This window comes from Paenibacillus sp. N3/727, assembly GCF_022637315.1.
Taxonomy (GTDB): Bacteria; Bacillota; Bacilli; order Paenibacillales; family Paenibacillaceae; genus Paenibacillus_AQ; species Paenibacillus_AQ uliginis.
This window is the reverse complement of the sequence record NZ_CP093336.1, coordinates 54,799-77,500: the sequence shown is the minus strand read 5'-3', so window position 1 is coordinate 77,500 and position 22,702 is coordinate 54,799. Positions and strand designations below refer to the sequence as shown.

At 48.2% G+C, this 22,702-nt stretch carries 23 protein-coding genes (1 of these 23 cut by a window edge); 1 reads left to right on the top strand and 22 read right to left on the bottom strand.

From position 1 onward, the window contains the following. Window positions 1-349, top strand: the 3' portion of a protein-coding gene (locus MNQ98_RS00375) for a TetR/AcrR family transcriptional regulator (protein ID WP_241931411.1). It extends 245 nt beyond the left edge of the window; 349 of the gene's 594 nt are visible here — the last part of the coding sequence; its start codon lies off the left edge, out of view; the stop codon is at window positions 347-349. 129 nt (window positions 350-478) lie between these two features. On the opposite strand, the gene lysS is transcribed toward MNQ98_RS00375, so the two are convergent. From lysS to MNQ98_RS00265, 22 genes are all read right to left on the bottom strand, one after another. Then, the gene (gene lysS, locus MNQ98_RS00370) at window positions 479-1,996 is read right to left on the bottom strand and encodes a lysine--tRNA ligase (protein ID WP_241933802.1); all 1,518 of its coding nucleotides are present in this window, start codon (window positions 1,994-1,996) and stop codon (window positions 479-481) included. A gap of 157 nt (window positions 1,997-2,153) precedes the next feature. Continuing rightward, window positions 2,154-2,630, bottom strand: coding sequence for a transcription elongation factor GreA (gene greA / locus MNQ98_RS00365; RefSeq protein ID WP_208916688.1), 477 nt, complete (start codon window positions 2,628-2,630; stop codon window positions 2,154-2,156). A 219-nt stretch (window positions 2,631-2,849) separates the two neighbouring features. Beyond that, a complete protein-coding gene (dusB, locus tag MNQ98_RS00360) occupies window positions 2,850-3,872 on the bottom strand; it encodes a tRNA dihydrouridine synthase DusB (RefSeq protein ID WP_241931410.1) in 1,023 nt (340 codons plus the stop codon). Between the two features lie 43 nt (window positions 3,873-3,915). Further along, the gene (locus MNQ98_RS00355; protein ID WP_208916691.1) at window positions 3,916-4,122 is read right to left on the bottom strand and encodes a helix-turn-helix domain-containing protein; all 207 of its coding nucleotides are present in this window, start codon (window positions 4,120-4,122) and stop codon (window positions 3,916-3,918) included. Then, window positions 4,074-4,622 (bottom strand): 2-amino-4-hydroxy-6-hydroxymethyldihydropteridine diphosphokinase, encoded by a 549-nt coding sequence (gene folK / locus MNQ98_RS00350; RefSeq protein WP_241931409.1) that lies wholly within the window; start codon window positions 4,620-4,622, stop codon window positions 4,074-4,076. The genes MNQ98_RS00355 and folK overlap by 49 nt, the downstream gene beginning before the upstream one ends. An 8-nt stretch (window positions 4,623-4,630) precedes the next feature. Beyond that, window positions 4,631-4,993, bottom strand: a complete 363-nt coding sequence (gene folB, locus MNQ98_RS00345) for a dihydroneopterin aldolase (RefSeq protein ID WP_241931408.1) — start codon at window positions 4,991-4,993, stop codon at window positions 4,631-4,633. Between the two features lie 41 nt (window positions 4,994-5,034). After that, a complete protein-coding gene (folP, locus tag MNQ98_RS00340; RefSeq protein WP_241931407.1) occupies window positions 5,035-5,892 on the bottom strand; it encodes a dihydropteroate synthase in 858 nt (285 codons plus the stop codon). Further along, entirely contained in the window at window positions 5,893-6,774 is an 882-nt protein-coding gene (locus MNQ98_RS00335; protein WP_241931406.1) for an aminotransferase class IV, read from the bottom strand. Then, a complete protein-coding gene (pabA, locus tag MNQ98_RS00330) occupies window positions 6,771-7,352 on the bottom strand; it encodes an aminodeoxychorismate/anthranilate synthase component II (protein WP_241931405.1) in 582 nt (193 codons plus the stop codon). Before pabA ends, MNQ98_RS00335 begins: the two co-directional genes overlap by 4 nt. A 12-nt stretch (window positions 7,353-7,364) precedes the next feature. After that, complete coding sequence (locus tag MNQ98_RS00325) at window positions 7,365-8,954, bottom strand: anthranilate synthase component I family protein (RefSeq protein WP_481856751.1); 1,590 nt, start codon at window positions 8,952-8,954, stop codon at window positions 7,365-7,367. 197 nt (window positions 8,955-9,151) lie between these two features. Beyond that, window positions 9,152-10,090 (bottom strand): cysteine synthase A, encoded by a 939-nt coding sequence (gene cysK, locus MNQ98_RS00320; protein ID WP_241931403.1) that lies wholly within the window; start codon window positions 10,088-10,090, stop codon window positions 9,152-9,154. Between the two features lie 283 nt (window positions 10,091-10,373). After that, window positions 10,374-11,321, bottom strand: a complete 948-nt coding sequence (locus tag MNQ98_RS00315) for a peptidyl-prolyl cis-trans isomerase (protein WP_241931402.1) — start codon at window positions 11,319-11,321, stop codon at window positions 10,374-10,376. 22 nt (window positions 11,322-11,343) lie between these two features. After that, complete coding sequence (gene hslO, locus MNQ98_RS00310; RefSeq protein ID WP_241931401.1) at window positions 11,344-12,228, bottom strand: Hsp33 family molecular chaperone HslO; 885 nt, start codon at window positions 12,226-12,228, stop codon at window positions 11,344-11,346. Between the two features lie 109 nt (window positions 12,229-12,337). Next, a complete protein-coding gene (locus MNQ98_RS00305; protein ID WP_241931400.1) occupies window positions 12,338-13,102 on the bottom strand; it encodes a type III pantothenate kinase in 765 nt (254 codons plus the stop codon). Continuing rightward, window positions 13,099-13,974 carry a carboxylating nicotinate-nucleotide diphosphorylase gene (nadC, locus tag MNQ98_RS00300; RefSeq protein ID WP_241931399.1) on the bottom strand — a complete coding sequence of 292 codons (876 nt, stop codon included), beginning with the start codon at window positions 13,972-13,974 and terminating at the stop codon, window positions 13,099-13,101. The genes MNQ98_RS00305 and nadC overlap by 4 nt, the downstream gene beginning before the upstream one ends. Continuing rightward, complete coding sequence (gene nadB / locus MNQ98_RS00295) at window positions 13,964-15,580, bottom strand: L-aspartate oxidase (protein ID WP_241931398.1); 1,617 nt, start codon at window positions 15,578-15,580, stop codon at window positions 13,964-13,966. The genes nadC and nadB overlap by 11 nt, the downstream gene beginning before the upstream one ends. Before the next feature lie 35 nt (window positions 15,581-15,615). Further along, window positions 15,616-16,554, bottom strand: coding sequence for a quinolinate synthase NadA (gene nadA, locus MNQ98_RS00290; protein WP_241931397.1), 939 nt, complete (start codon window positions 16,552-16,554; stop codon window positions 15,616-15,618). A gap of 229 nt (window positions 16,555-16,783) precedes the next feature. After that, complete coding sequence (gene ftsH, locus MNQ98_RS00285) at window positions 16,784-18,850, bottom strand: ATP-dependent zinc metalloprotease FtsH (RefSeq protein WP_241931396.1); 2,067 nt, start codon at window positions 18,848-18,850, stop codon at window positions 16,784-16,786. Window positions 18,851-18,951: 101 nt separating this feature from the next. Further along, window positions 18,952-19,491, bottom strand: a complete 540-nt coding sequence (gene hpt / locus MNQ98_RS00280) for a hypoxanthine phosphoribosyltransferase (protein WP_208916717.1) — start codon at window positions 19,489-19,491, stop codon at window positions 18,952-18,954. A gap of 57 nt (window positions 19,492-19,548) precedes the next feature. After that, window positions 19,549-20,994 (bottom strand): tRNA lysidine(34) synthetase TilS, encoded by a 1,446-nt coding sequence (tilS, locus tag MNQ98_RS00275; protein WP_241931395.1) that lies wholly within the window; start codon window positions 20,992-20,994, stop codon window positions 19,549-19,551. Between the two features lie 58 nt (window positions 20,995-21,052). After that, complete coding sequence (locus MNQ98_RS00270; protein ID WP_241931394.1) at window positions 21,053-21,967, bottom strand: serine/threonine protein kinase; 915 nt, start codon at window positions 21,965-21,967, stop codon at window positions 21,053-21,055. Beyond that, on the bottom strand, window positions 21,951-22,691 hold the full coding sequence (locus tag MNQ98_RS00265; RefSeq protein WP_241931393.1) for a vWA domain-containing protein: 741 nt from the start codon (window positions 22,689-22,691) through the stop codon (window positions 21,951-21,953). The genes MNQ98_RS00270 and MNQ98_RS00265 overlap by 17 nt, the downstream gene beginning before the upstream one ends. Window positions 22,692-22,702: the final 11 nt, after the last annotated feature.

Below are 22,702 nucleotides of genomic sequence, written 5' to 3'. Positions count from 1 at the left end.
GACAGACATTCCGGTGCTTGTTCAGCAGATATTGCCTTTAAATGAAGAAACAATTCCCGAAATGGAGGTGTGGTTTGCTTTTGTTGCAAAGTCGATGTCCGACACCTCACTAGCGGCACTGCGTAAACAAGTAGATGACGATATGCGCCAAATGTTCGTTATGATCATTCAGGCGTTGACCGATCAAAATTTAGCCTTGCCCGATCTGGACTATGATATTGAAATTGAACGGTTCTATGCCCTTATCGATGGTTTGGCCATTCATGCCGTTCTTAGACCTGAGGTGCTTACCAAGGAAAAAATAGAGTCTGCCGTAAACCGTCATTTACAGTCTATATGTCGTCCTTAGTGACTGCAGAAAGACACAAAAATAACAGTCTTCCTAGATAGAATATCTATACTTAGAGATGCATATAAAAAAGGAACAGCCGCCAAGCAAATGGCACAGGCTGTTCCTTTTTGTATAAACAATATTTGATTAGTCTTGTGTACGGTTCCGCATGTGAGGGAACAGCAGTACGTCACGGATGGACGGAGAGTTGGTGAGCAGCATGATCAGACGGTCCACACCGATACCAAGTCCGCCTGTAGGCGGCATACCGTACTCCAGCGCACGAAGGAAATCCTCATCCATTTCATGTGCTTCATCATTACCCTGCTCGCGCTCCTGAAGTTGTCCCTCAAAGCGTTGACGCTGATCAATCGGGTCATTCAGCTCGGAGAAAGCATTCGCATGTTCACGCGCTACGATGAACAATTCGAAACGATCCGTAAATCGCGGATCTTCATCGTTCTTTTTCGCTAACGGTGAAATCTCTACCGGATGACCAGTTACAAACGTCGGCTGAATGAGTGTTTCTTCCACAAACTGCTCGAAGAATGCGTTCAGAATATGTCCAAACGTCATATGCGGCTCAACAGGAACTTTGTGTTCTTTAGCCAGACGGTGAGCTTCTTCATCCGACATTTGCACACCAAAGTCTACACCCGTTACTTCTTTAACTGCATCTACCATGGAGACACGGCGCCATTGCGGCGTTAGATCAATTTCCTGTCCCTGATAGGAGATAACTTGAGTTCCAAGAACTTCTTGGGCAATGTGAGCAATAAGATTTTCGGTCAATGCCATAATATCTTTATAATCCGCATATGCTTCATACAGCTCGATCATCGTAAATTCCGGATTGTGGCGTGTTGAAATACCTTCATTCCGGTATACACGTCCAATTTCATAAACCCTCTCCAAACCGCCTACAATCAGGCGTTTCAGGTGAAGCTCAATCGCAATACGCATATACAATTCCATATCCAGCGCATTATGGTGCGTAATAAATGGACGTGCAGCTGCACCACCGGCGATGGCGTGAAGGGTTGGTGTCTCTACTTCCAAATAACCGAGCGAATCCAAATAGCGGCGCATCGATTGAATGATCTTGGAACGGGTAATGAACGTCTTTTGGACTTCCGGATTAATAATAAGATCTACGTAACGCTGACGGTAACGAAGCTCCACATCCTTCAAACCGTGAAATTTCTCAGGAAGTGGGTACAGCGACTTCGAGAGAACTTCCAAGTTTTTAACCTTAATCGTGGTTTCTCCTGTTTTGGTCTTAAAGAGTGTACCGCTGATACCAATAATGTCTCCCAAATCCAAAATGCTGAAAGCTTGGTATTTCTCTTCAGCAACCGAATCTTGGCGCACATAAATCTGAATCCGTCCGCTCAGGTCCTGAATGTGAGCAAAGGAGGCTTTACCCATACCCCGTTTTGCCATGATCCGACCAGCAAGGTTAACCTCAACCTGCTTCTCTTCCAATTCCTCTTTAGTTAAAGCATCATACTGCTTCAAAATATCACCGGCATGATCTGTTCTTTCATATTTACCGCCGAATGGGTCAATTCCCAGCTTGCGAAGCTCGTCCAATTTATTGCGGCGAATCTGCAGCAGCTCACTTAGTTCCTGTTCTTGTTCCTGATTGTTCATTTCTTCCGTCATCGTCGATTCATCTCCTTCATTCTCGCGCCGGCCGATCATACCCGGCTCATACCTACCAACTACAAATACACAGATTTTAAGTCCTGACCTTTTGGACAGTCCCATATGCAAATAGCGAAAAAAGCCCCCCAAAGGAAGCTTCCACGCTCATTCCAACTTACTTCTTAATTTCTACGATTTTATATTGAATAACGCCGGCCGGTACGTTAACGTCGACCACTGACCCTTTTTGCTTACCAATAATCGCTTTACCAACAGGACTCTCGTTGGAAATCTTATTGTTGAGCGGATCCGATTCCGCCGTACCGACGATTGTGTATTCCATTGTATCACCATACTCTAAATCCTCAACGATAACCGTATTGCCTACATTAACGACGTCGGTATTGATATCGTCGTTATTGATGATACGCGCGTTGCGGAGCAACTTTTCCAGCGTAATGATACGGCCTTCGATAAAGGCTTGTTCGTTCTTGGCGTCTTCATATTCGGAGTTTTCACTGATATCACCGTAACCAATAGCTACCTTGATACGTTCCGCGACTTCCCGTCTTTTAACGGACTTCAGATTCTCGAGTTCGTCCTCCAGTTTCTTCAGACCATCCTGTGTTAGAATGACTTCTTTATCGCTCATCTTAACCAATTCTCCTGTCATGTAGATAATTTAAATCACCATACCACCATACTATATGCGAATCTTCGGGGATCAGAACTTTCCCCTGATGCTTACTGTATATCAAGGCGAATTTATACTGAAAAATTATATGGTAACCATTTCAAAAAGTCAATGAACGTCCTCGCACGAATGAAAACGCTATCGTTAGCCCTAGGTGCGCAAAGGGCGTTCTGCTTATTACATCGCTGTAGCTGCCTGCGGATAAGCACTCTTCGTTGCATCACCGGAGGACTCCAACTGATCGATAAAATTAGTCAACAGACTAACCATCTCGTCCCGCTTCGTTTCTTCCATAATAACGTCCTTAATCCGGGCCGAGCCTTTAAGCCCCTTCAAATACCAGGACAGGTGCTTTCTCATTTCCCGGACAGCAACGTCTTCTCCTCTAAGAGCAATCAGACGGTCCATATGCAAAATAGCAATCCGAATTTTCTCCTGTGGTGATGGATCGGGAAGAAGTTCACCTGTCTTCAGGTATTCCACGGTACGGTAGAGCATCCATGGGTTTCCGAGCGCTCCACGCCCGATCATCACGCCGTCACAGCCAGTTTCAGCAAGCATACGACGGGCATCTTCCGGTGTCACCACATCGCCATTGCCGATAACAGGAATGGATACAGCTTCCTTTACCTGTCTTATAATATCCCAGTCTGCGTGTCCAGTATACAGCTGCTCCCTGGTACGTCCGTGAACACTAACGGCTTGACCGCCGGCACGTTCTACGGCTTTGGCGTTCTCAACCGCATAAATATGATCGCTATCCCAGCCTGTGCGCATTTTAACCGTTACCGGTTTATTAACGACATCCACAACTGCCGATACCATTTCATAAATTTTATTCGAATCTAGCAACCAGCGTGCTCCTGCATCAATCTTCGTTACCTTGGGTGCGGGGCAGCCCATATTGATATCGATAATGTCAGCATTGGTCTGCTGGTCCACCACTTTTGCCGCTTCCACGAGCGATTCGCGGTCTCCTCCAAAAATCTGCAGACTCATCGGCTTCTCTCGTTCATCAACAAACAGCATTTCCTGCGTCCGCTTGTTGCCGTGAACAATCGCTTTGCCACTCACCATCTCGGCACAGACCAGCCCTGTGCCAAATTCCTTGGCAATCAAGCGAAAAGCCGGGTTGCACACACCCGCCATCGGGGCAAGTACGACCTGATTTTTCATCTCGATATCTCCAATTTTCAACATGTTCTTTTGTCACTCCTTTGTTTTTCATTTATATATTTTCAACTCAACTGCGTTCCTTCAACTCTTGTAGAGTAATGTTCAAGGCCTCCGCAATTTTAACTAAAATTTGTTCCTCTGCGCGGCGGTTGCCACGCTCAATCGCTCCGAGCACAGCTAATGAGATATCGGTTCGTGCTGCCAGCTCATGTTGGGTAAGGCCCTTTAATTTTCGGAAAGCGCGGATACGCTGCGCCAGCTGCATGTTTTCCAAAGCTGTATGCCTTCCTTTCCATCCAGGTTCTCAATCGCTGTCTTAACCGTAGTATATAAACCGGAAGGCTCATCTTTGGGAGTGATGTCGGCAAGCGGCATTAATACAAACGCCCTCTCATGCATACGAGGATGCGGAAGGATCAGGTCCGGCGTATCGAGCCTTTTTCCGTCCATCCACAGAAGGTCAAGATCGACAGTACGTGGTCCATTGTGAATGTGGCGAACCCTTCCGAGCCGTTGTTCAATCTGCTGCATTACTGCCAAAAACGAATGCGGTTCAAGCGTTGTAGCCACAGCAGCCGTCATATTCAGGAACATTGGCTGATCCACATATCCGACCGGCTCTGTTTCATATAAGTTGGAACAGCGAAGTACGGTAATACCAGGTTGTGAATCCAGCAGTTCCAGAGCTTCCATCAGCGTCGCTTCCCGGTCTCCCAAATTAGCCCCTAAAGCAATATAAGCCTCTGAAGTCTCAGAGGTAGTATGTGAATTCATGGTATATCTCACTTTCTGGTCCGGTGCAGCTCTACGGTGACACCTTCAAAATGAATATCAAACGGTGGATGCGGCTTTGTTAGCTTAACCGTTAAAGCATCGATACTAGTATAAGTGTCAAGTACCTTAGATGCAATATGCTCCGCTAAAGCTTCAATTAACTTAAAAGACTCATCCCGCATAATCCCTTGCAGCAGCTCATGCACCTCGGCATAATTTACCGTTTGGGTCAGGTCATCCGTTGCTCCGGCTTTGCTCAAATCGAGCTCCAACTCAAGATCTACATAAAATCGCTGCCCGAGTTTCCGCTCTTCCTCAAATACACCATGGTATCCATAGTACTCCATTCCGCGCAAAATCATCTTGTCCATTCCTTGTTCCGTCCTTCCATAGTTGAGGTTGTACTTCCTATTTATACCCGCTGAAGTCCCGCCGAAGCATACAGCATGGCATCACACATACGCGCCGTACGTTTGATCTGCTTCACATCATGAACTCGAACGATCTGGCAGCCCTGTGCAATTCCATAGGCTACGGTAGCCGCCGTTCCTTCAACAACATCATCCACCGGAAGGTCCAGTGCAGTACGGATGAATTTTTTGCGTGAGGTAGCCAGAAGAACCGGGTAACCGAGGCCTACCAACTCATCTAATGACATCATGACCTTCATGTTCTCATCATAATCCTTCGCAAAACCGATTCCCGGGTCTAAAATAATACGGCTGCCTTTTACTCCGGCTTCCAGAGCAATATTCACACTCTCCATTAGATCTGACTTCACATTTTCAATCAAATGAGTGTAATCCCGATTTTTACGGTTATGCATAAGAATAACAGGGCAGTCCAAAGCCGCAGCGACACCCGCCATATCTGGATCCTCTTTAAACCCCCAAATATCATTAATAATATGCGCACCTGCCTCGATGGTCTGACGCGCTACCTCTGCTTTGTAAGTATCGATCGAGAGAGGAACATGCGGCGCCTCACGGTGAATCGCTTCTACTACAGGAATCACACGACTCAGCTCTTCATCTACACTTACTTTCTCGTGACCAGGTCTGGTGGATTCACCACCAATATCGATAATATCGGCCCCATCTGCAAATAGCTGCAGAGCATGTTTCACAGCATGTTCCGTTTCGTTATAACGCCCTCCATCCGAAAAGGAGTCAGGTGTTACATTTAAAATGCCCATGATCAGTGTTGAATTCCCGAGCTTTAGCCGCGACTCTCCGCAGTCATATGTTTGTTCATAAATGGTTGTCTTCATCTATAGCCCTGCTTTCTGTCGGTAAGTTTTCAGTAAATGCTCCGTGATAGGACCCACAAATCCACTGCCCACCACAGCATTCTCCTCACCGTGTCTCAATAAACTTGTCACCGGTACAAGCTCCTGCACCGAACCCGTTGTAAATATTTCATCGGCGTAAGTTAATACATCCCATGTATAACGACCCTCTTCGGCTGCAATGCCGAGGTGATCGGCCAACTCAAGTACAAAAGCCCGGGTAATGCCGGGCAGAATGCCTGTATCAACATCAGGTGTATATAATTTTCCATCCTTGATGAAAAATATGTTACTTACAATACCTTCAGCCAGATCGCCGTTTCCGGTTAGCATTAATCCCTCGGCCTGAAAACGTACCGCATCCGGATAACTTTGAAGCTCGCGTTTGGCCATAATATTGTTCATATAATGCAACGACTTCAGCCGTACGGCCGTCTCCGGTGTGTTACGCGGCGTTGAGAGCAGTTGCAGAGCTCTCCCTTTCTTATAAAGGGAATCCGGTAGCACCGGCAATGGTTTAATATATACCAGCTCCGTTGGATTCGTGTAATCACCTGCTGGAAGCCCAAGCGCCTCCACACCTGCCGTAATCGTATAACGAACATAGGCATCCTCGAGCTCGTTAGCCGACATAAGCTGAAGAATCCATTCCCGTAGGCGCTTCGGATTTGGGTTGTAGGCAATCCCCAGCATTTTGCAGCTGTCTGCAAGACGACTCAAATGGCGTTCTAGTAAAAAGGGTTCTCCTTGATATGTCCGGAACGTCTCAAATAAGCCCATGCCATATAAAAGGCCGTGATCCATAACGGATACCACGGCCTCGGCCGTATCCACTACACGACCGTCAACTCCCATAAATCTCATGCCTTGGTTCCCGCCGTACGTTTCAAAAAGTTGCGCAACATTTGGTGCCCATGGTCGGTAATAATCGATTCAGGATGGAACTGTACACCCTCCACCGGATACTCCTTATGCCGAAGCCCCATAATTTCTCCTTCTTCGGTCCATGCCGTAATTTCAAGGCAATCCGGCAGAGTTTCTTTTTCTACAAGCAAGGAATGGTAACGGGTAGCTGTAAACGGAATGGGAAGCCCCTCGAATACGGAAGTGCCCAGATGATGAATCGGTGATGTTTTTCCATGCATCAGACGCTCGGCGCGGACAACTTGTCCGCCAAAGGCCTGCCCGATTGCCTGGTGTCCAAGACAGACACCGAAGATCGGAATGCTCCCTTTAAATCTCTCAATAACCTCAAGACTGATTCCAGCTTCGTTCGGGGTACAAGGACCTGGCGATATCAGAATATGATCCGGGACTAATGTCTCAATTCTCGCAATGTCGATTTCATCATTTCGGAACACCTTTACCTCTTCGCCGAGCTCTCCCAAATACTGAACGAGATTGTACGTAAACGAATCGTAATTATCTATCACGAGAATCATGATATACTCCCCCTATTTTACTGCCGTTACTGCGGCTTCTTCTTCACTACACATGACCGCTGCAATCAGCGCTTTGGCTTTATTATGGCATTCCCGGTATTCCCTGTAGGGATCGGAATCAATAACAATACCTGCTCCGGCCTGGATATATCCAACCCCGTCCTGAACGGCCAGAGTCCGTATAATAATATTCAATTCCATATCGCCATTGTAATCAATCCACCCCATTGATCCCGTATAAGGCCCCCGGGTAACCGGCTCTAACTCTTCAATAATTTCCATCGTCCGTATCTTCGGCGCACCCGTGATCGTTCCACCTGGGAAAGCTGCCGCGATGACATCATATGCGTCCTTATTGTCGGCAAGCTGTCCTTCCACCTGGGAAACGAGATGCATCACATGAGAATAACGTTCCACCGTCATCAGTTCAGGCACATGCACCGTACCGTAGGCGGCAATACGCCCAATATCATTACGCTCCAGGTCAACGAGCATGATATGCTCGGCCCGCTCTTTCTCGCTGCCAGTCAGTTCTGCCTCCATGACTGCATCCTCTTCCGGTCCCGCTCCCCGGCGGCGTGTACCTGCTATCGGTCTTGCCGATACACGATCTCCATCCAGCTTGATGAGCAGTTCTGGGGAACCGCTGGCCAGCGAAAATCGCGGCGAAGTGATATATCCCATGTACGGAGAAGGGTTCAGAAGACGCAACCACTCATAAACATCCGCAGGATCGGAGTTAAGCTTCAAATGCCTCCGCAGCGACAAATTAACCTGAAACACATCTCCCTGGCGGATATATTCCTGTATGGACAACACCGCCTGTTGAAACGCCTCCTGTGAAAAATCGCTTTCCAACCGGTCCCAACCTTCCACATGTGGACCTGCAAGATCTGCAACCTTACTCCTTCTAGCCAACATTCGACTATGCTCTTCCGAACTTTCTTCCTCACCGGCTGTATTGCCAAGGAAAGTGTTCCATTGCTCGATCATACTTATGGCTTTAGTCTCAGCGTCCGCATACATTCTCGTAAGTTCTTCCGTATAAACGCCGCCGCTTTCTGCCGGTAACCATGGCACATGCACTGTACAATATATGGATTGCTGTTGATGATCATAAATCCAGACCTCTTCCATTCGCATCCACATGTAATCCGGAAAGCCTGCATTATCCTTCGCTAACGAAGGTAAGTCCTCAAGGGAACGGATCACATCATATCCGATAAATCCCGCACAACCGCCGCGAAAATCAGGCCAGCCTGGTACCCGGGGCGATTTGAGGTCCCCCATCCAGTTCTCTAACAGCTGAAGCGGTTTACCCTCGCTATACCGGGTTTTGCCTGTACGTAGGTCTGTCATCTCACCGTGTAGCCCTTTACCCGTTAGCACCGACACCGGGTTCAATCCCAAATAAGTATATCTGCCGCTTTTGCCGCTTTCGAGCACGAAGGCATAAGGTGAAGCCGCCTTCCATGCTTGTTCCCAAGTTGTAGGAAGTCCTTCCTTCCGGCCCTGGAACTGAACCATATAAGGCAGCATGGACCAACCTTCATCTGCCCAATCAAGCCATTGAGCCAGCTTTATTTTTCTATCCACGCTTATCCTCCCTAATGACCGCAAGCCTGTTCTGTTGCCTGTCAGTATACTGTATCCTGCCCCACTTGAAAACCCCGAAACCATCTGCCTTCTCGAATATTTTAATGGAATGGCTTTCACGGGCAAAAACATGAGCATAAGAAAAAGCCTCCAATGCTTAAATACATTGAAGGCCGTAAACTATTCATTCAAATCAGAATGGATTAGGACTCGAAATTGTATAACGGTGTACTTAAGTAACGCTCTCCGTTGCTCGGAATGATGGCAACCACACGTTTACCCTTACCCAGCTCCTTGGCGACCTTCAGAGCAGCATGGACTGCAGCCCCTGAAGAAATACCAGCAAGAATACCTTCCTCTTTCGCCACTCGGCGAGCCGTGTCAAAAGCATCATCATTCTCAACATGAATGATTTCATCATAAATTTCCTGATTCAGAATTTCGGGCACAAAGTTGGCGCCAATACCCTGGATTTTATGAGGACCCGGCTTACCGCCTGCCAAGATCGGGGAAGCTGCAGGTTCCACAGCGTAAATTTTAATGTCTGAAAAAGCTTCCTTCAGCACTTCACCAGCACCCGTAATCGTTCCTCCCGTACCGATACCTGCTACAAATGCATCCAATGTACCGCCAATGGATTGGACAGCCTCTACGATTTCAGGCCCTGTAGTTTCGCGGTGGATTTTTACGTTAGCCTGGTTCTTGAACTGCTCAGCCATGAAAAACCCTGAATTCTCCTGCAAAATTTCTTCCGCTTTCTTAACCGCACCGTTCATGCCTTCAGCTCCCGGCGTAAGAACCAGCTCGGCTCCGTAAGCACGAAGCAGATTGCGACGCTCCAAGCTCATGGTCTCCGGCATAACGATAACAGCCTTATATCCCTTAGCCGCAGCAACCATAGCCAGGCCAATGCCTGTGTTGCCGCTGGTCGCTTCGATAATCGTATCGCCCGGCTTCAAGCGGCCTTCTTTCTCGGCTTCTTCCACAATACTGATGGCAATCCGGTCCTTAACACTCGAGCCCGGATTCTGGTATTCCAGCTTCAGGTATATCTCCGCACTGTCCTCCGGAACGATCCGATTCAAACGGACAAGTGGTGTTCCACCGATTAACTCTGTTACACTGTTCACTACTTTAGCCATAATGAAGCCCTCCCTTGATTCGCTCTAGAATTCGTATATATCCGGTTATCTAGTTGTATGATTGAGAAAACGAAGAAGCTGGTCTGTAAATCAAGTCCGACTTCCGTTTTCTTAATATCCGAGTAATTCGCTAGGTTTTTATATATTCATATTATCAACCTTATTTATCCTTGTCAATAAGAAGAAACAGCATAGTCTGCCTTAGAAAACATTTAATATTTCTTACCAAATAAAACAAGCCTTTGCAGCAAGGGAATCACTCCGCTGCAAAGGCCTATTTTAATTAATTATTGTGTAGTGCTAAAGGAACACCTGCCACAATACGAGCTGCATATTTGTCCCGAAGCTGGCGCTCAAGCTCAGAAAGAGAAACGGACTGCTCCAAAGCAAGTTGTTTACGTACCGTCTCCCGGATTAAATTCTCATCTGGCGTTTCAGGAACTAAGATATCCTCAACATAAACGATTGCATAGCTGTCCTTCAGATTAATTGGACCAGCGATATCCCCTTTACTTAAAGATAATACGGTCTCCATCAACGCCTTCGGCTGAAAGGGATCGTCTTCTTCAACCAATCCCAGCTCGCCTCCATTATCCCGGGTATATTCATCAATAGATACCTCAGCGGCAAGAGAGGCAAAATCCTCACCGTTCTCCAGCTGGTTCAGTACTTCATCCGCTTCTGATTCCGTATCCACCTTAATGATGGATAGGTTGAACTGCTTTTTGGGATGAAATTGGTCCGGATGCTGATTCAGGTATTGATCAATCTCCACATCGTCAACTTTAACGTCAGCTGTCGCTATTTTTTCCAAAGTAAGCCTATATTCCGTCTCGACCTTCAGCATTTCTTCTGACAGACCGAGCTGCTGCTCCATTTCCTGCAGGAACCGTTCTTTCGAGCCGTAGCCCTGACCGATCCGCTCAAGCTCCCGATCAACCTCCTCAGGAGTGACCGTAATATGGGTGGCATCAGCCTCCAAAGCAACCACCTGACGGTTCATCATCGTCATCAACACTTCGCTACCGTACCTCTTCTTTAGCTCTTCAGTCCACTCTACTTCTGTAATCGCCCTGTCTTGCACAGATGCGACGACAGGCGGATCTTGTTCAGGTTTTTTATTCCCTTCCTGAAATAGAACCCCGGAGAAAAATATCCAGCTCCCCATAAATAACACACCTGCAGTCAAGACAATGACGGTTACCCATAATCCCTTCTCTTGTCTCGTCATGACGGTTGCTCATCCCAATACCTTAAGATTTGGCCCGCTCTAAAACGGATTTTAGCTGATCTTCATCATACGTGTATGCTTCATTGCAAAAGTGGCAGGTAACTTCCGCCTTGCGATCTTCGCGGATCATCTGTTCAAGTTCTTCCCGTCCCATACTGATCAGAGCCCGCTCTACACGTTCATGGGAGCAATCGCAGTGAAAATGCACTTCTGTTTCTTCCAAAATGGTTACATCAGGCAAAATACGGCGTAAGATTTCCTCGAGTTCAAGTCCTTCTTCAAGAAGTGTTGTAACTGGTGGAATCTGGCTTAACGCTCTCTCCAGCTCTGTAATTTCATCATCCGTCACACCAGGCAGCAGCTGAATAATAAACCCGCCTGCGTTAGCTACGGTATAGTCAGGTGAAACGAGGACACCAAGGCTGACAGCGGAGTTCGTCTGCTCAGATACGGCAAAATAATACGTAAAATCTTCTGCCAACTCACCAGATATGATCGGTACACTGCCGCGGTAGGGTTCCTTCAACCCAAAATCCTTAGTGACATGGATATAGCCTGTTGTTCCGACGGCTGCTGCCACATTCATTTTGCCTGGACGGATGTTCGTCAGCTCTACATGAGGGTTGTTCACATAGCCTCGAACTTCTCCGTATGCATTCGCCTCAGCCGCAATCAGACCGATCGGGCCATCACCGCGAACTTGAATACTGAGACGCTCCTCCCCTTTCAGCATGTTACCCATCATGGCAGCAGCCGAGACAGTACGGCCCAAAGCGGCTGTTACGACGGGAAAAGTATCATGTCTGCGCCGCAGTTCCTCTACTAGGTTCGTTGTTCGTACGGCGAAGGCTCTTATTTTGCCCCCCATCGCCGTTCCCCGGAGTATACGGTCTTTGTGGTTGTCCATCTTACAGCCTCCTTGTTCTCTTGTTGTTAAATTTCACAAAACCCTCGTTGTATATAACTCTTGTATTTTACTATTTGTTTGACCTTATATAAAATTTGAGACTTACGAATTAGTTACGTTCGTGGATGATCCGCAGTCCTTCCAGCGTAAGCATTTCGTCAATCTTATCGATGGAATCCGATTCACTGGCGATCAGCTCAGCCAATCCCCCGGTTGCGATAACCTTCACATTGTCCGCTTCCATCTCCGCTTTTATTCGTTTCACAAGCCCATCCACCTGGCCGGCGTAACCATAAATAATGCCTGCCTGCATTGCGTGAACGGTATTGCGGCCAATCACCTTCTTCGGCTTCTCCAGCTCAACACGGGGCAGCTTGGATGCGCGCTGAACAAGTGCTTCAGTCGCTATGCCGATTCCCGGCACAATCGCGCCCCCGAGATAGTTCCCCTTACTATCGATACAATCAAACGTCGTTGCCGTTCCAAAGTCCACAACGATCAGTGGGCCCCCGTACTGCTCGACAGCTGCTACCGCATTAACGATACGGTCGGCTCCGACTTCTCTCGGATTTTCGTAACGGAGATTCAGACCTGTTTTGATTCCCGGGCCTACAATAAGCGGAGCCTTCTTAATATATTTAAGGCACATTTCTTCCACCACTCGCACCAGCGGTGGAACCACCGAAGAAACGATAACCCCTTCTATTTCGCTTATCAATATTTTAGACATTTGAAACAAATTATGAATCAGTACTCCGTACTCATCTACTGTCGATTGACGCGAGGTACTAATCCGGAAATGATGAAGAAGTTCCTTTCCTTGATAAATACCTAATACAATATTTGTATTTCCAACGTCCACAACCAAAATCATGATGTTACGCCTCCTTTCTTGGCGTTTAAATCTAAGCTGATGTCCAAACTGTTAAAAGAATACGTCAACCGTCCTACGGAAATGACATCTACACCCGATGCTGCTATCGTGCGTACGGTCTCAAGCGTTACATTGCCGGAAGCTTCAATTGTAACATGAGGTGCATCGGTTTTAATCCGGTGTACGGCTTCCGCCATCATACCCGGATCCATATTATCAAGCATAATAATATCCGCTCCGGCTGTTAAAGCTTCCTGCACTTGCTCCAAGCTTTCCGTTTCAACCTCGATCTTCATGGTATGCGGAATATTGCTACGCGCACGGCTGACCGCTTGAGTGATTCCCCCGGCTCCCTTAATATGATTATCCTTGATCATTACCGCATCATACAAACCGAACCGGTGATTGGCTCCTCCCCCCACACGCACTGCGTATTTCTCCAGCATACGATGGCCCGGGGTTGTTTTTCGGGTATCTACCAGCCTTGTCGGCAGCCCCTCAAGAGCATCCACGAATGCCCGTGTCTTCGTAGCAATGCCCGATAGTCGCTGCAGCAGGTTAAGCGCAAGCCGCTCTCCAGTCAGAATCCGGTGTGTACTGCCCTCAATCTCAGCCAGCACATCCCCCTTATCCACCCACTGACCATCCCGGACATGGGCCTTAAAGGAAAGGCTCTGATCCACAATGTCAAAAACGAGTTCCGCGACTGGTATGCCTGCCACGATCCCCGCCTCTTTAGCATGGATAATTGCTTTCGATTCATGCCCGTCAGGGATCGTTGTCATTGTGGTGATGTCGCCTGATCCGACATCTTCTTGAAGCCAAGCCCGGATATTGTCCACCAAGCTCTCATTATATCCATTAAACATCATCACTGAATTCCTCCGTCATTCCTTGATCCCAAACATGAACAATGTGCTTGCGCCACCCTTTATTATCCCGCTGTGGGAAATCCTCCCGGTAATGAGCTCCCCGGCTTTCCTCACGACGCAGCGCACTCTGAATGACCAGCAGAGAGCTCGTGAGCATGTTCGCGAACTCATATTCCTCCCGTTTCGTCAGTACGGACTGAAACAGCGGCAGCTGACGATTGAGATCGTCAATTGCCCGCAGCAGGGTATCCTTACTGCGGCGCAGGCCGGCATATCGAACCATAACTTTCTGCAGTTTCAGCCGGCGTTCAACAATCGCCTGGGACGGCGCTTCCTTACGCTGCCAGCTGAAAGACAGCAGTACTGGCTCCGCAGGAGTTTCCGGGAGCTGTCTTATCTGGTCCACAATCCTCCGCCCATATACTAGCGCCTCAGACAGAGAGTTACTCGCCAGCCGGTTGGCACCATGTACGCCGGTGGACGATACTTCCCCGCAAGCAAATAACCGATAAATACTGCTCTCGCCGTGCAAGCCAGTCTTGACGCCCCCCATCATATAATGCGCTGCAGGGGACACAGGAATCCAATCCGTGGTCAAATCAAGTCCGTAACGCATACACATTTCATATATCGTCGGAAAGCGATGCTTCACCATCTCCGGCGATTCATGCGTTATATCGAGATAGACAAACGTCGACCCTGTCTCTTCCATTTCACTAACAATGGCCCGGGCAACGATATCCCGCGGAGCAAGTTCGAGCAGTTCATGATATCGGTCCATAAAACGTTCGCCTTTGATATTACGTAGATACGCACCCTCACCCCGAACTGCCTCCGAGATTAAAAATCTTGGTGCGCCTGGATAGCTGAGCGCCGTCGGATGAAATTGAATGAATTCCATATCCCTGATCTCGGCCCCGGCACGATAAGCCATAGCAACTCCATCTGCTGTGGCTACCTCCGGATTCGTTGTGTAACGATACAGCTGCCCTGCACCACCGGAGCATAACACCGTCGCCTGGCCCCGCACAAATACACGGCTGCCATCCGGCATTTGCACCAGAGCACCCAGGCACTCATTCTCCTGAGTAACGAGGTCAATAACAAAATGATCATCCCACACGGTCACATTAGGAAGATGTTCCACCTGCTTGGAAAGTGCACGAACAATTTCATAACCTGTCGCATCCCCGTTCGCATGTAGAATGCGCCGGTGACTATGTGCCCCCTCCTTGGTTAGAGCAATTACCCCGTCCTCCACATCAAACGTAGTACCTAACCGGATCAGCTCCTGAACACCGGCCGGACCTTCATTGACCAGTACATCTACAGCAGTAGAAGAACAAAGCCCGGCCCCAGCCAACAAGGTATCCTGCCGATGATACGCCGGAGAATCATCCTCTGCGGTCACAGCAGCAATGCCACCCTGGGCATAGCGAGTATTGCTCTCCATCAGTGTTTTCTTGGTGATCAGCAGAACTTTGCGGTCAGTGCTTCCTTCAATCGCTGTGTATAATCCGGCAATACCGGAACCGACCACAATTACGTCCGTCTCTACTACCGGCAAATCCTGCAGATCAAAATCGATCAAATATTGCGGTATCACGTGACTCACCTGTCTTTAGCGAAGAGTAGCGCATGCTACTTAACTTGTAACATGCGCTCTAATGAAGTTCTGGCTTTTTCCGCGACAACCGGCGGCACATAGATTTGAGGTTTCATCGTCTCCAGACATTTGACCAACTTTTTAAGATTATTTACTTTCATGTTAGGACACACGAGAAACTTGGTCGCAAAATGGAACGATTTGTCCGGACCATCCAGACGGAGCTGATATCCGGTTCCATCTTCGGTGCCTATAATAAACTCCTTACAGGAGGATTGCTTGCAGTATTCCAGTATAGCAGTGGTGCTGCCCACAAAATCGCCCATTGCAACGACTTCTGGACGGCATTCCGGATGGACGACAAATTCAGCATTCGGGTATTTGGCTTTCATCTCCACAACATCTTTAACGGTCAACATGTCGTGTGTGTTGCAGTAGCCTTCCCAAATAATGAGTTTCTTGTCGGTATGCTGCTGAACATAGTGTCCTAGGTTTTTGTCAGGAACCCAAATAATTTCATCAGAATCAACGGATTGGATGACCTTTACGGCATTAGAAGACGTGCAGCAAATGTCTGTCTCGGCCTTGATTTCCGCGGATGAGTTAATGTATGTAACGACCTTGGCGTTTGGGTGCTGTGCCTTCAGCTTACGCAGTCCATCGACGTTGACCATATCCGCCATGGGGCATCCCGCACGCTCATCGGGTATAATAACTGTTTTGTTCGGTGCAAGAATTTTCGCACTCTCTCCCATGAAATGAACACCGCAAAATACGATGACATCCGCATCCGTCTGTGCTGCCTTTTGGGCAAGCAAGAAAGAGTCTCCCCGAAAATCCGCAACCTCCTGTATCTCATCCCGCTGATAATAATGCGCCAAAATAATGGCATTGCGTTCTTTCTTCAACTGCATTAATCGTTCGCGCAATTCACGGTTTTGTTCCGCTTTACGCTCCAGCGCCAAAGCTTCCACGAGCGACCCTCTCCCCTTGTGTATTTACGGCCTTCATGACCGCTGGTGAACCAGTGCTTCAAGATGCTCTTATCCCCTTGTGAAAGGAAGCACCTTTTGTTTATCACCTAATGTACACAAGGTTCGAAAGACTGTCAATGTGACAAGAAGCACAAAAAGAACCGGAAAACGAATGATCGTTCTCCGGTTCTTTGTTTTTATTCGTCATGCGGTGTTTTTACCGCTTTTATTATGATAATCTACCGCTACCGTTGTCCGAATCACCCGGAGGTGTTTTGCCATCTGGATCTTTACGTTCAGAATCCTGATGGTCCATCGGACTGTTCTGGATCTCTTCGCCAGAAGTCGGACGCTCACCTTCTTCTTTGCCTTGGATCCGGACGCGAATATCACCAACGTTGTCGATAACAGGCTCTCCGTTCTCGGATGGTCCTTGACCGCCTTCTCCTGAATCTTTTCCACTCAGTGCACCTGTTTCGATCAATTGCTTGATCTGCTCAAGCTCCAGAGTCTCTTCTTCAAGGAGTGTATTGGCAATTAAGTGAACTTCCTTGGAATGCTCAGTGAGCACCTGCTTACATTTCTCATAACAATCATTAATGAAGCGCTGCATTTCCTGATCAATTTCGTAAGCGATCTGGTCACTGTAGTTCTGCTCATGCCCGATGTCACGGCCCAGGAACACTTGACCTTGCGACGTTCCGAACTGCATCGGTCCGAGTTTCTCACTCATACCGTATTCCACAATCATGCTTCGGATAATGCCTGTTGCCTGCTGGAAGTCACTGTAAGCACCGGTTCCAATTTCTCCGATGAACAGTTCTTCCGCTACACGGCCGCCAAGCAAACCGGTAACGCGGTCCAGAAGCTCTTGTTTCGTTACAAGCATACGGTCTTCCTTCGGCATCATAATAACATATCCACCAGCGCGTCCGCGCGGAATGATCGTTACTTTATGCACCATGTCGGCATGCTCAAGGAAGTAACCGACAATGGTATGACCTGCTTCGTGATATGCCACAATACGTTTCTCACGGTCACTGATAACGCGGCTGCGTTTCTCCGTACCTACGATAACGCGGTCAATCGCTTCATCCACCTCACGCATGGAGATGTCTTTCCGGTTACGGCGTGCAGCAAGCAATGCCGCTTCGTTCAAGAGGTTCTCCAGATCAGCACCGGTAAATCCGGTAGTCCGTTTCGCAATGATGTCCAGTTTAACATCATTCGTCATCGGCTTGTTACGTGCGTGTACTTTCAATACCGCTTCACGGCCCTTCACATCCGGACGATCAACCGTAATCTGACGGTCAAAACGACCTGGACGAAGCAACGCTGGGTCGAGAATATCCGGGCGGTTCGTCGCAGCTACGATAATGATTCCTTCGTTAGCTCCGAATCCGTCCATTTCAACGAGCAATTGGTTGAGTGTCTGCTCACGCTCGTCATGTCCGCCACCAAGTCCGGCACCACGCTGACGACCAACCGCATCAATCTCGTCAATAAAGATGATACAAGGCGCATTTTTCTTCGCATTCTCAAACAAGTCACGAACACGGGATGCACCGACACCGACGAACATTTCGACGAAGTCAGAACCCGATATACTGAAGAATGGCACTCCTGCTTCGCCTGCGACTGCACGAGCAAGGAGGGTCTTACCGGTACCCGGAGGGCCCACGAGAAGTACACCTTTAGGAATACGGGCACCTACGGTGTTAAACTTCCGCGGATCTTTCAGGAAGTCGACAACTTCAATAAGCTCCTGCTTCTCCTCATCCGCTCCCGCTACATCCTCAAACGTAATCTTCTTCTTCTCTTCATTATATAGACGGGCTTTGCTCTTACCAAAGTTCATTACTTTGCCGCCGCCGCCCTGTGCCTGGTTAAACAGGAAGAAGAACAGAACAAACATAATCACGAGCGGAATAAAAGAAGATAACAATGTCAGCCAAATGCTCTGACCTTCCATTTTCTTAACGGTAAATTGGATGTGGTTATGATCACTCGCCGCAACGAGTTCTTCCATCGCAGCATCCGTAGCCGGGATATAGGTCGAGAAGTTCTCTAATTTCTTCTCGCCCTTAGGCGTATTATATTTACCGGTCACAAGGTAAGCATAACCGTCAAATTGAGCTGTTATTTCTTTTATGTTGTTGGCCTTAATTTCCTGCCGCAGTTGATCATACCTAGGGGTATCGGCTACTTCGTTACCATTGGTAACGAATTGAACAATGCCCACCACGACTAAAAATAGAATTAAATAAAAACCAGAATTCCGGATGAACCGATTCATCCCCTACCTCCTCTCAAAGACACATAAGATATTTTACCACAGCCTGTCTGACCATCTCAACAATGCGGGATGGAGCAGTGATCCGTGATCCGGCGTAGTATTTAGTTGCTGTAAATTTCCGGTTTCAAAATCCCGATGTAGGGGAGGTTCCGGTAATGCTCGGCATAATCGAGTCCATATCCTACGACAAACGCATCCGGAAGAACAAACCCGGCATAGTCTGCCTGCAGGTCTACAGTCCGGCGTGCCGGTTTATCAAACAGAGTCACCACAGCAATCGACTTGGCTTTACGGTTCTCAAGCAGGTCGATCAGGTAGCTGAGTGTCAGACCGCTGTCGATAATATCTTCGACAATCAGTACGTCTCTGCCTTCAACGGATTCATCCAGGTCTTTAATAATTTTAACTACACCGGATGATTTCGTAGAAGCACCGTAACTCGACACCGCCATGAAATCCAGTTCCATCGGTACCGTAATGTTTTTAACCAAATCTGCCATAAAAATAAACGCACCTTTGAGAACACAAATCACCAAAGGATCGCGTCCCTCATATTCTGCGCTGAGTTTTTCCCCTAATTCCTTAATCTTAGCCTGTATTTCTTCTTCGCTGATGAGCACTTCCTGAATGTCATTCTGCAACTGAGCGAACCTCCTACGTGTTTATACTATGAAAGTGTAAAACGGGCCATTCCCATTTTACGCTTTCCCCGCATTCACGAGTTCCATGCGGAGAATACATGTTGTATGCCGCCCAACGGCAGCGTGAACAGAGCGTCTTACACCCGGAATCCATACGATGCTACCTGAGCCATCGCACACCATGGGGATCATGGAACGTACGGAAGGAGGAATTTTCTCATCAATGAGAATATCTTTCACCTTTTTGCTGCCGTTTAATCCCATGACCTTCATCTTGTCTCCGGGCTGCCTGCAGCGTACGGTTAAAGGGAAAAGTAGCTGATCCGCATCAAAGGAAGCTTCTCCTGAAGCCAACTTTATGCCGTCCCTCATTTCCTCTCCATCCACAAGCGCAAGCTTTAAAATTTTTCCGATTTCCGGCAGAACCAGATCCGGTCCATCGGGGGAATTCAACTGATATATGTACTTCCCCTGTCCTGCAAGCGGCTTAGGGCAAAAGCTTACCTCTCCGTATTCACGGATACAGGTCAATCCTCCCCCTAAATCCAGTCGCCAATTGGTCCGGCGATCCTGCAAAACTCCTTGGCGGACCGTTTCAATCTTAACGAAATCCGTATTTTCCTGGTCTGCCGACAGATAATTTAATATTAGTTTAATCAAACGCCGTTGTAAAGCAACATGTAAGCCCAAAAAGGAAGGTGCGTCAAAAGACGTCCTTCCATCGATCTCCCTAACAAGAGAGCGGTAAGCATCCTCAGCAGCAAGCTCCATGTAATCATCTTCCTCACCAGTCACTTCAGCTAACTGGTTAAGAGAAGAAGAAATCTGTGTGTTGTACTGCTCCAAGAAAGGAAATACCTCCAGTCGAACTGCATTGCGGCGGTATTTTGTCAGCATGTTGCTATAATCAATTGCATAGGAGTAACCACGTTGATCGCATAACTCAATCAGGTCCGTTTTGTTAATACGAAGAAACGGACGGATCAGTTCCACATTTTTTTGGGATCTTTTGATTTTCATACCGGCCAGACCCGATGGTCCGGTTCCCCGCAGCAGACGCATGAGTACCGTCTCTGCCTGATCATCTGCATGATGGGCCAGTGCAATGGATTTCGCTCCATATTTCCTTGCCGTTTCAAACAGGAATTCGTACCGTTTGTCACGCGCCGCTTCCTGGCCGCCTTTTCCGCTTGATTTCATATAGGCCGGCACATCAATATAAGCTGTATCCACAGGGATGCCCAAACTTTCGGCGAGCCTTTGTACCATGACTGCCTCGTCGTCAGATTCCTGACGGAATCCGTGATGTACATGGGCGCAGATCAGCTTAAGCGGTGTACGCCGACTTGAAATCTCATGGAGAACGTGCAATAGAGCCACCGAATCCGGACCGCCGGAAACAGCCACAATGATTGTGTCTCCTTCATCCCACAGCTGCTTCTCGGTTGCCACATCCTCAACACGTTCAACTAATGATTTCAAATAATCCTGCTCCAATTTCATTGTCCCCTTTTTATGCCGGTAAACAGGCTGTATATCACAGGTTCCATGAGACTTCCATTTAAGTTCGAAGGAACAAATAAACAGCGCAGGCTAAGATAATGAGTGACATGACAAAAGAATTTTTGAGCCACAGCGGCGTCTTCCCTTGTCCACTTTCCCACCGGGATGGAGAATATACGGTATTTTTCCAAAGGTTCACCGCTTCTCGTGAATCTGCGAACCCGCCCGCGAGAGCTTTACTCAGCCAGCCGGCATATGGCTTGAGCTGCGGGCTCTTTCGCAGTGCTACCTGAAGATCCGCAACACTGCGGATCTGGGGCAACTGTGCGGAGGCCGTCCTAAGGACCTCTTCATCCAACAGCTGGATACACATCACGGCAAACGAGAACAGGTCATAGGCCTCATCGCCGGTTCGGCTACCGGCATTCCAATATCCGCGGTCGTACCATTCCGTAAACTGCTTCACACTACGGCCAACCGCACTGACACCGCCATAGTCGATCAATTCCACTTGACCGTAAGCCGAAACCATGACATTCTCAGGCTTAAGGTCGCCGAATATATAGCCGGACCTATGCAGTACAGTGAGCTTCTCCAGCAGCTTGAGCCCAACAAGACCAAGCCATTCTCTTCCACGCGAGCGTATAAAATGTTGAAGCTGGCTTCCCTCGATGTACCGCATTACGTAAAAAGGAACTTCTCCGCTGCTGTCCTGATGATCATCGGCTTCAACCAAATAATGATCAGACATCTGCTCTTTCAACGTGTTCAACACATTGATCTCCGACTGAAGATCAAGTGTATCGTAACCTACTTTTAAGGCATAGCGCTCCGTATGTCCGGGCCGCTGCACCAGATAGACTCGGCCGTTTGCCCCTTTGCCTAACATCCGTTCCACGATGTACCTTTTCTTCCGCCATTTCCCTGTAATTACGGTCCCCGGCGGATAACCAGGATTAGACAACGTAGTCACCGAGCATCCCTTCCTCTTGGCCGGAATCACCCTGCCATGATTGATTACCTTCTAGTGTACCATATCGGTAATAATCAATCACCTTTAGCAGTGCCGGCCCCGTCGGAGTGGCGCCCTTCATCTGAAGCCGATGGAATAATCCTCTTGCTCCGTCCAGATCGGAAGTCCAATCGACATCTTTGACGACATCTTCTCCGCTCCCGCGTCCGGGAAAGTGAAATACCGCCAGTCGGCTTGAGCCTGCACGTGCTTTTAAACTGAGCATCAGATCTCGGATCGCTTCCTCAACTGCACCAAGCTTAGGTTTCATACTTGCACTTGCATCAATCAGAAGCGCAACCTGCAGGGGCGAGGTCTCGGCGAGCTCGTCCACTACTTCAACCACCTGGGATCGTTTATCAGGCGGAAGATCCTCAAGGGCACCCCCTCCTAAAATTTGCTGTATTTCTTTATTAACCGCCTGCTGTATGGTTTGAACTACCGTTTTACGGGTCATCATCTGCATCGTTCTGGCAAGCTGCGGGGTTCCAACAATCCGGTGAATGCCTCCCCCGGCTTTCGCAATCTCTTGAATTTCAAATCCGCCCAGCTCGCCTATCGTCCCATAATCAAGCACACCGACAACATTGACCGTAATCCCTTCTTGCAGCGCATGCGCTGCCGCCATAATCGGGCTCGGGCCGACATTAGAGCAACCGTCCGTAATGAGCAATATTTGTTTCATTTCCCTGCTAC

What these genes read in the sequence shown, in the direction of transcription:
- lysS (WP_241933802.1), bottom strand. Translation starts at nt 1,996, where the DNA reads ATGACGGAAGAAATGAACAATCAGGAACAAGAACAGGAACTAAGTGAG.
- greA (WP_208916688.1), bottom strand. Translation starts at nt 2,630, where the DNA reads ATGAGCGATAAAGAAGTCATTCTAACACAGGATGGTCTGAAGAAACTG.
- dusB (WP_241931410.1), bottom strand. Translation starts at nt 3,872, where the DNA reads ATGTTGAAAATTGGAGATATCGAGATGAAAAATCAGGTCGTACTTGCC.
- folK (WP_241931409.1), bottom strand. Translation starts at nt 4,622, where the DNA reads ATGAATTCACATACTACCTCTGAGACTTCAGAGGCTTATATTGCTTTA.
- folB (WP_241931408.1), bottom strand. Translation starts at nt 4,993, where the DNA reads ATGGACAAGATGATTTTGCGCGGAATGGAGTACTATGGATACCATGGT.
- folP (WP_241931407.1), bottom strand. Translation starts at nt 5,892, where the DNA reads ATGAAGACAACCATTTATGAACAAACATATGACTGCGGAGAGTCGCGG.
- MNQ98_RS00335 (WP_241931406.1), bottom strand. Translation starts at nt 6,774, where the DNA reads ATGAGATTTATGGGAGTTGACGGTCGTGTAGTGGATACGGCCGAGGCC.
- pabA (WP_241931405.1), bottom strand. Translation starts at nt 7,352, where the DNA reads ATGATTCTCGTGATAGATAATTACGATTCGTTTACGTACAATCTCGTT.
- cysK (WP_241931403.1), bottom strand. Translation starts at nt 10,090, where the DNA reads ATGGCTAAAGTAGTGAACAGTGTAACAGAGTTAATCGGTGGAACACCA.
- MNQ98_RS00315 (WP_241931402.1), bottom strand. Translation starts at nt 11,321, where the DNA reads ATGACGAGACAAGAGAAGGGATTATGGGTAACCGTCATTGTCTTGACT.
- hslO (WP_241931401.1), bottom strand. Translation starts at nt 12,228, where the DNA reads ATGGACAACCACAAAGACCGTATACTCCGGGGAACGGCGATGGGGGGC.
- MNQ98_RS00305 (WP_241931400.1), bottom strand. Translation starts at nt 13,102, where the DNA reads ATGATTTTGGTTGTGGACGTTGGAAATACAAATATTGTATTAGGTATT.
- nadC (WP_241931399.1), bottom strand. Translation starts at nt 13,974, where the DNA reads ATGATGTTTAATGGATATAATGAGAGCTTGGTGGACAATATCCGGGCT.
- ftsH (WP_241931396.1), bottom strand. Translation starts at nt 18,850, where the DNA reads ATGAATCGGTTCATCCGGAATTCTGGTTTTTATTTAATTCTATTTTTA.
- tilS (WP_241931395.1), bottom strand. Translation starts at nt 20,994, where the DNA reads ATGAAATTGGAGCAGGATTATTTGAAATCATTAGTTGAACGTGTTGAG.
- MNQ98_RS00265 (WP_241931393.1), bottom strand. Translation starts at nt 22,691, where the DNA reads ATGAAACAAATATTGCTCATTACGGACGGTTGCTCTAATGTCGGCCCG.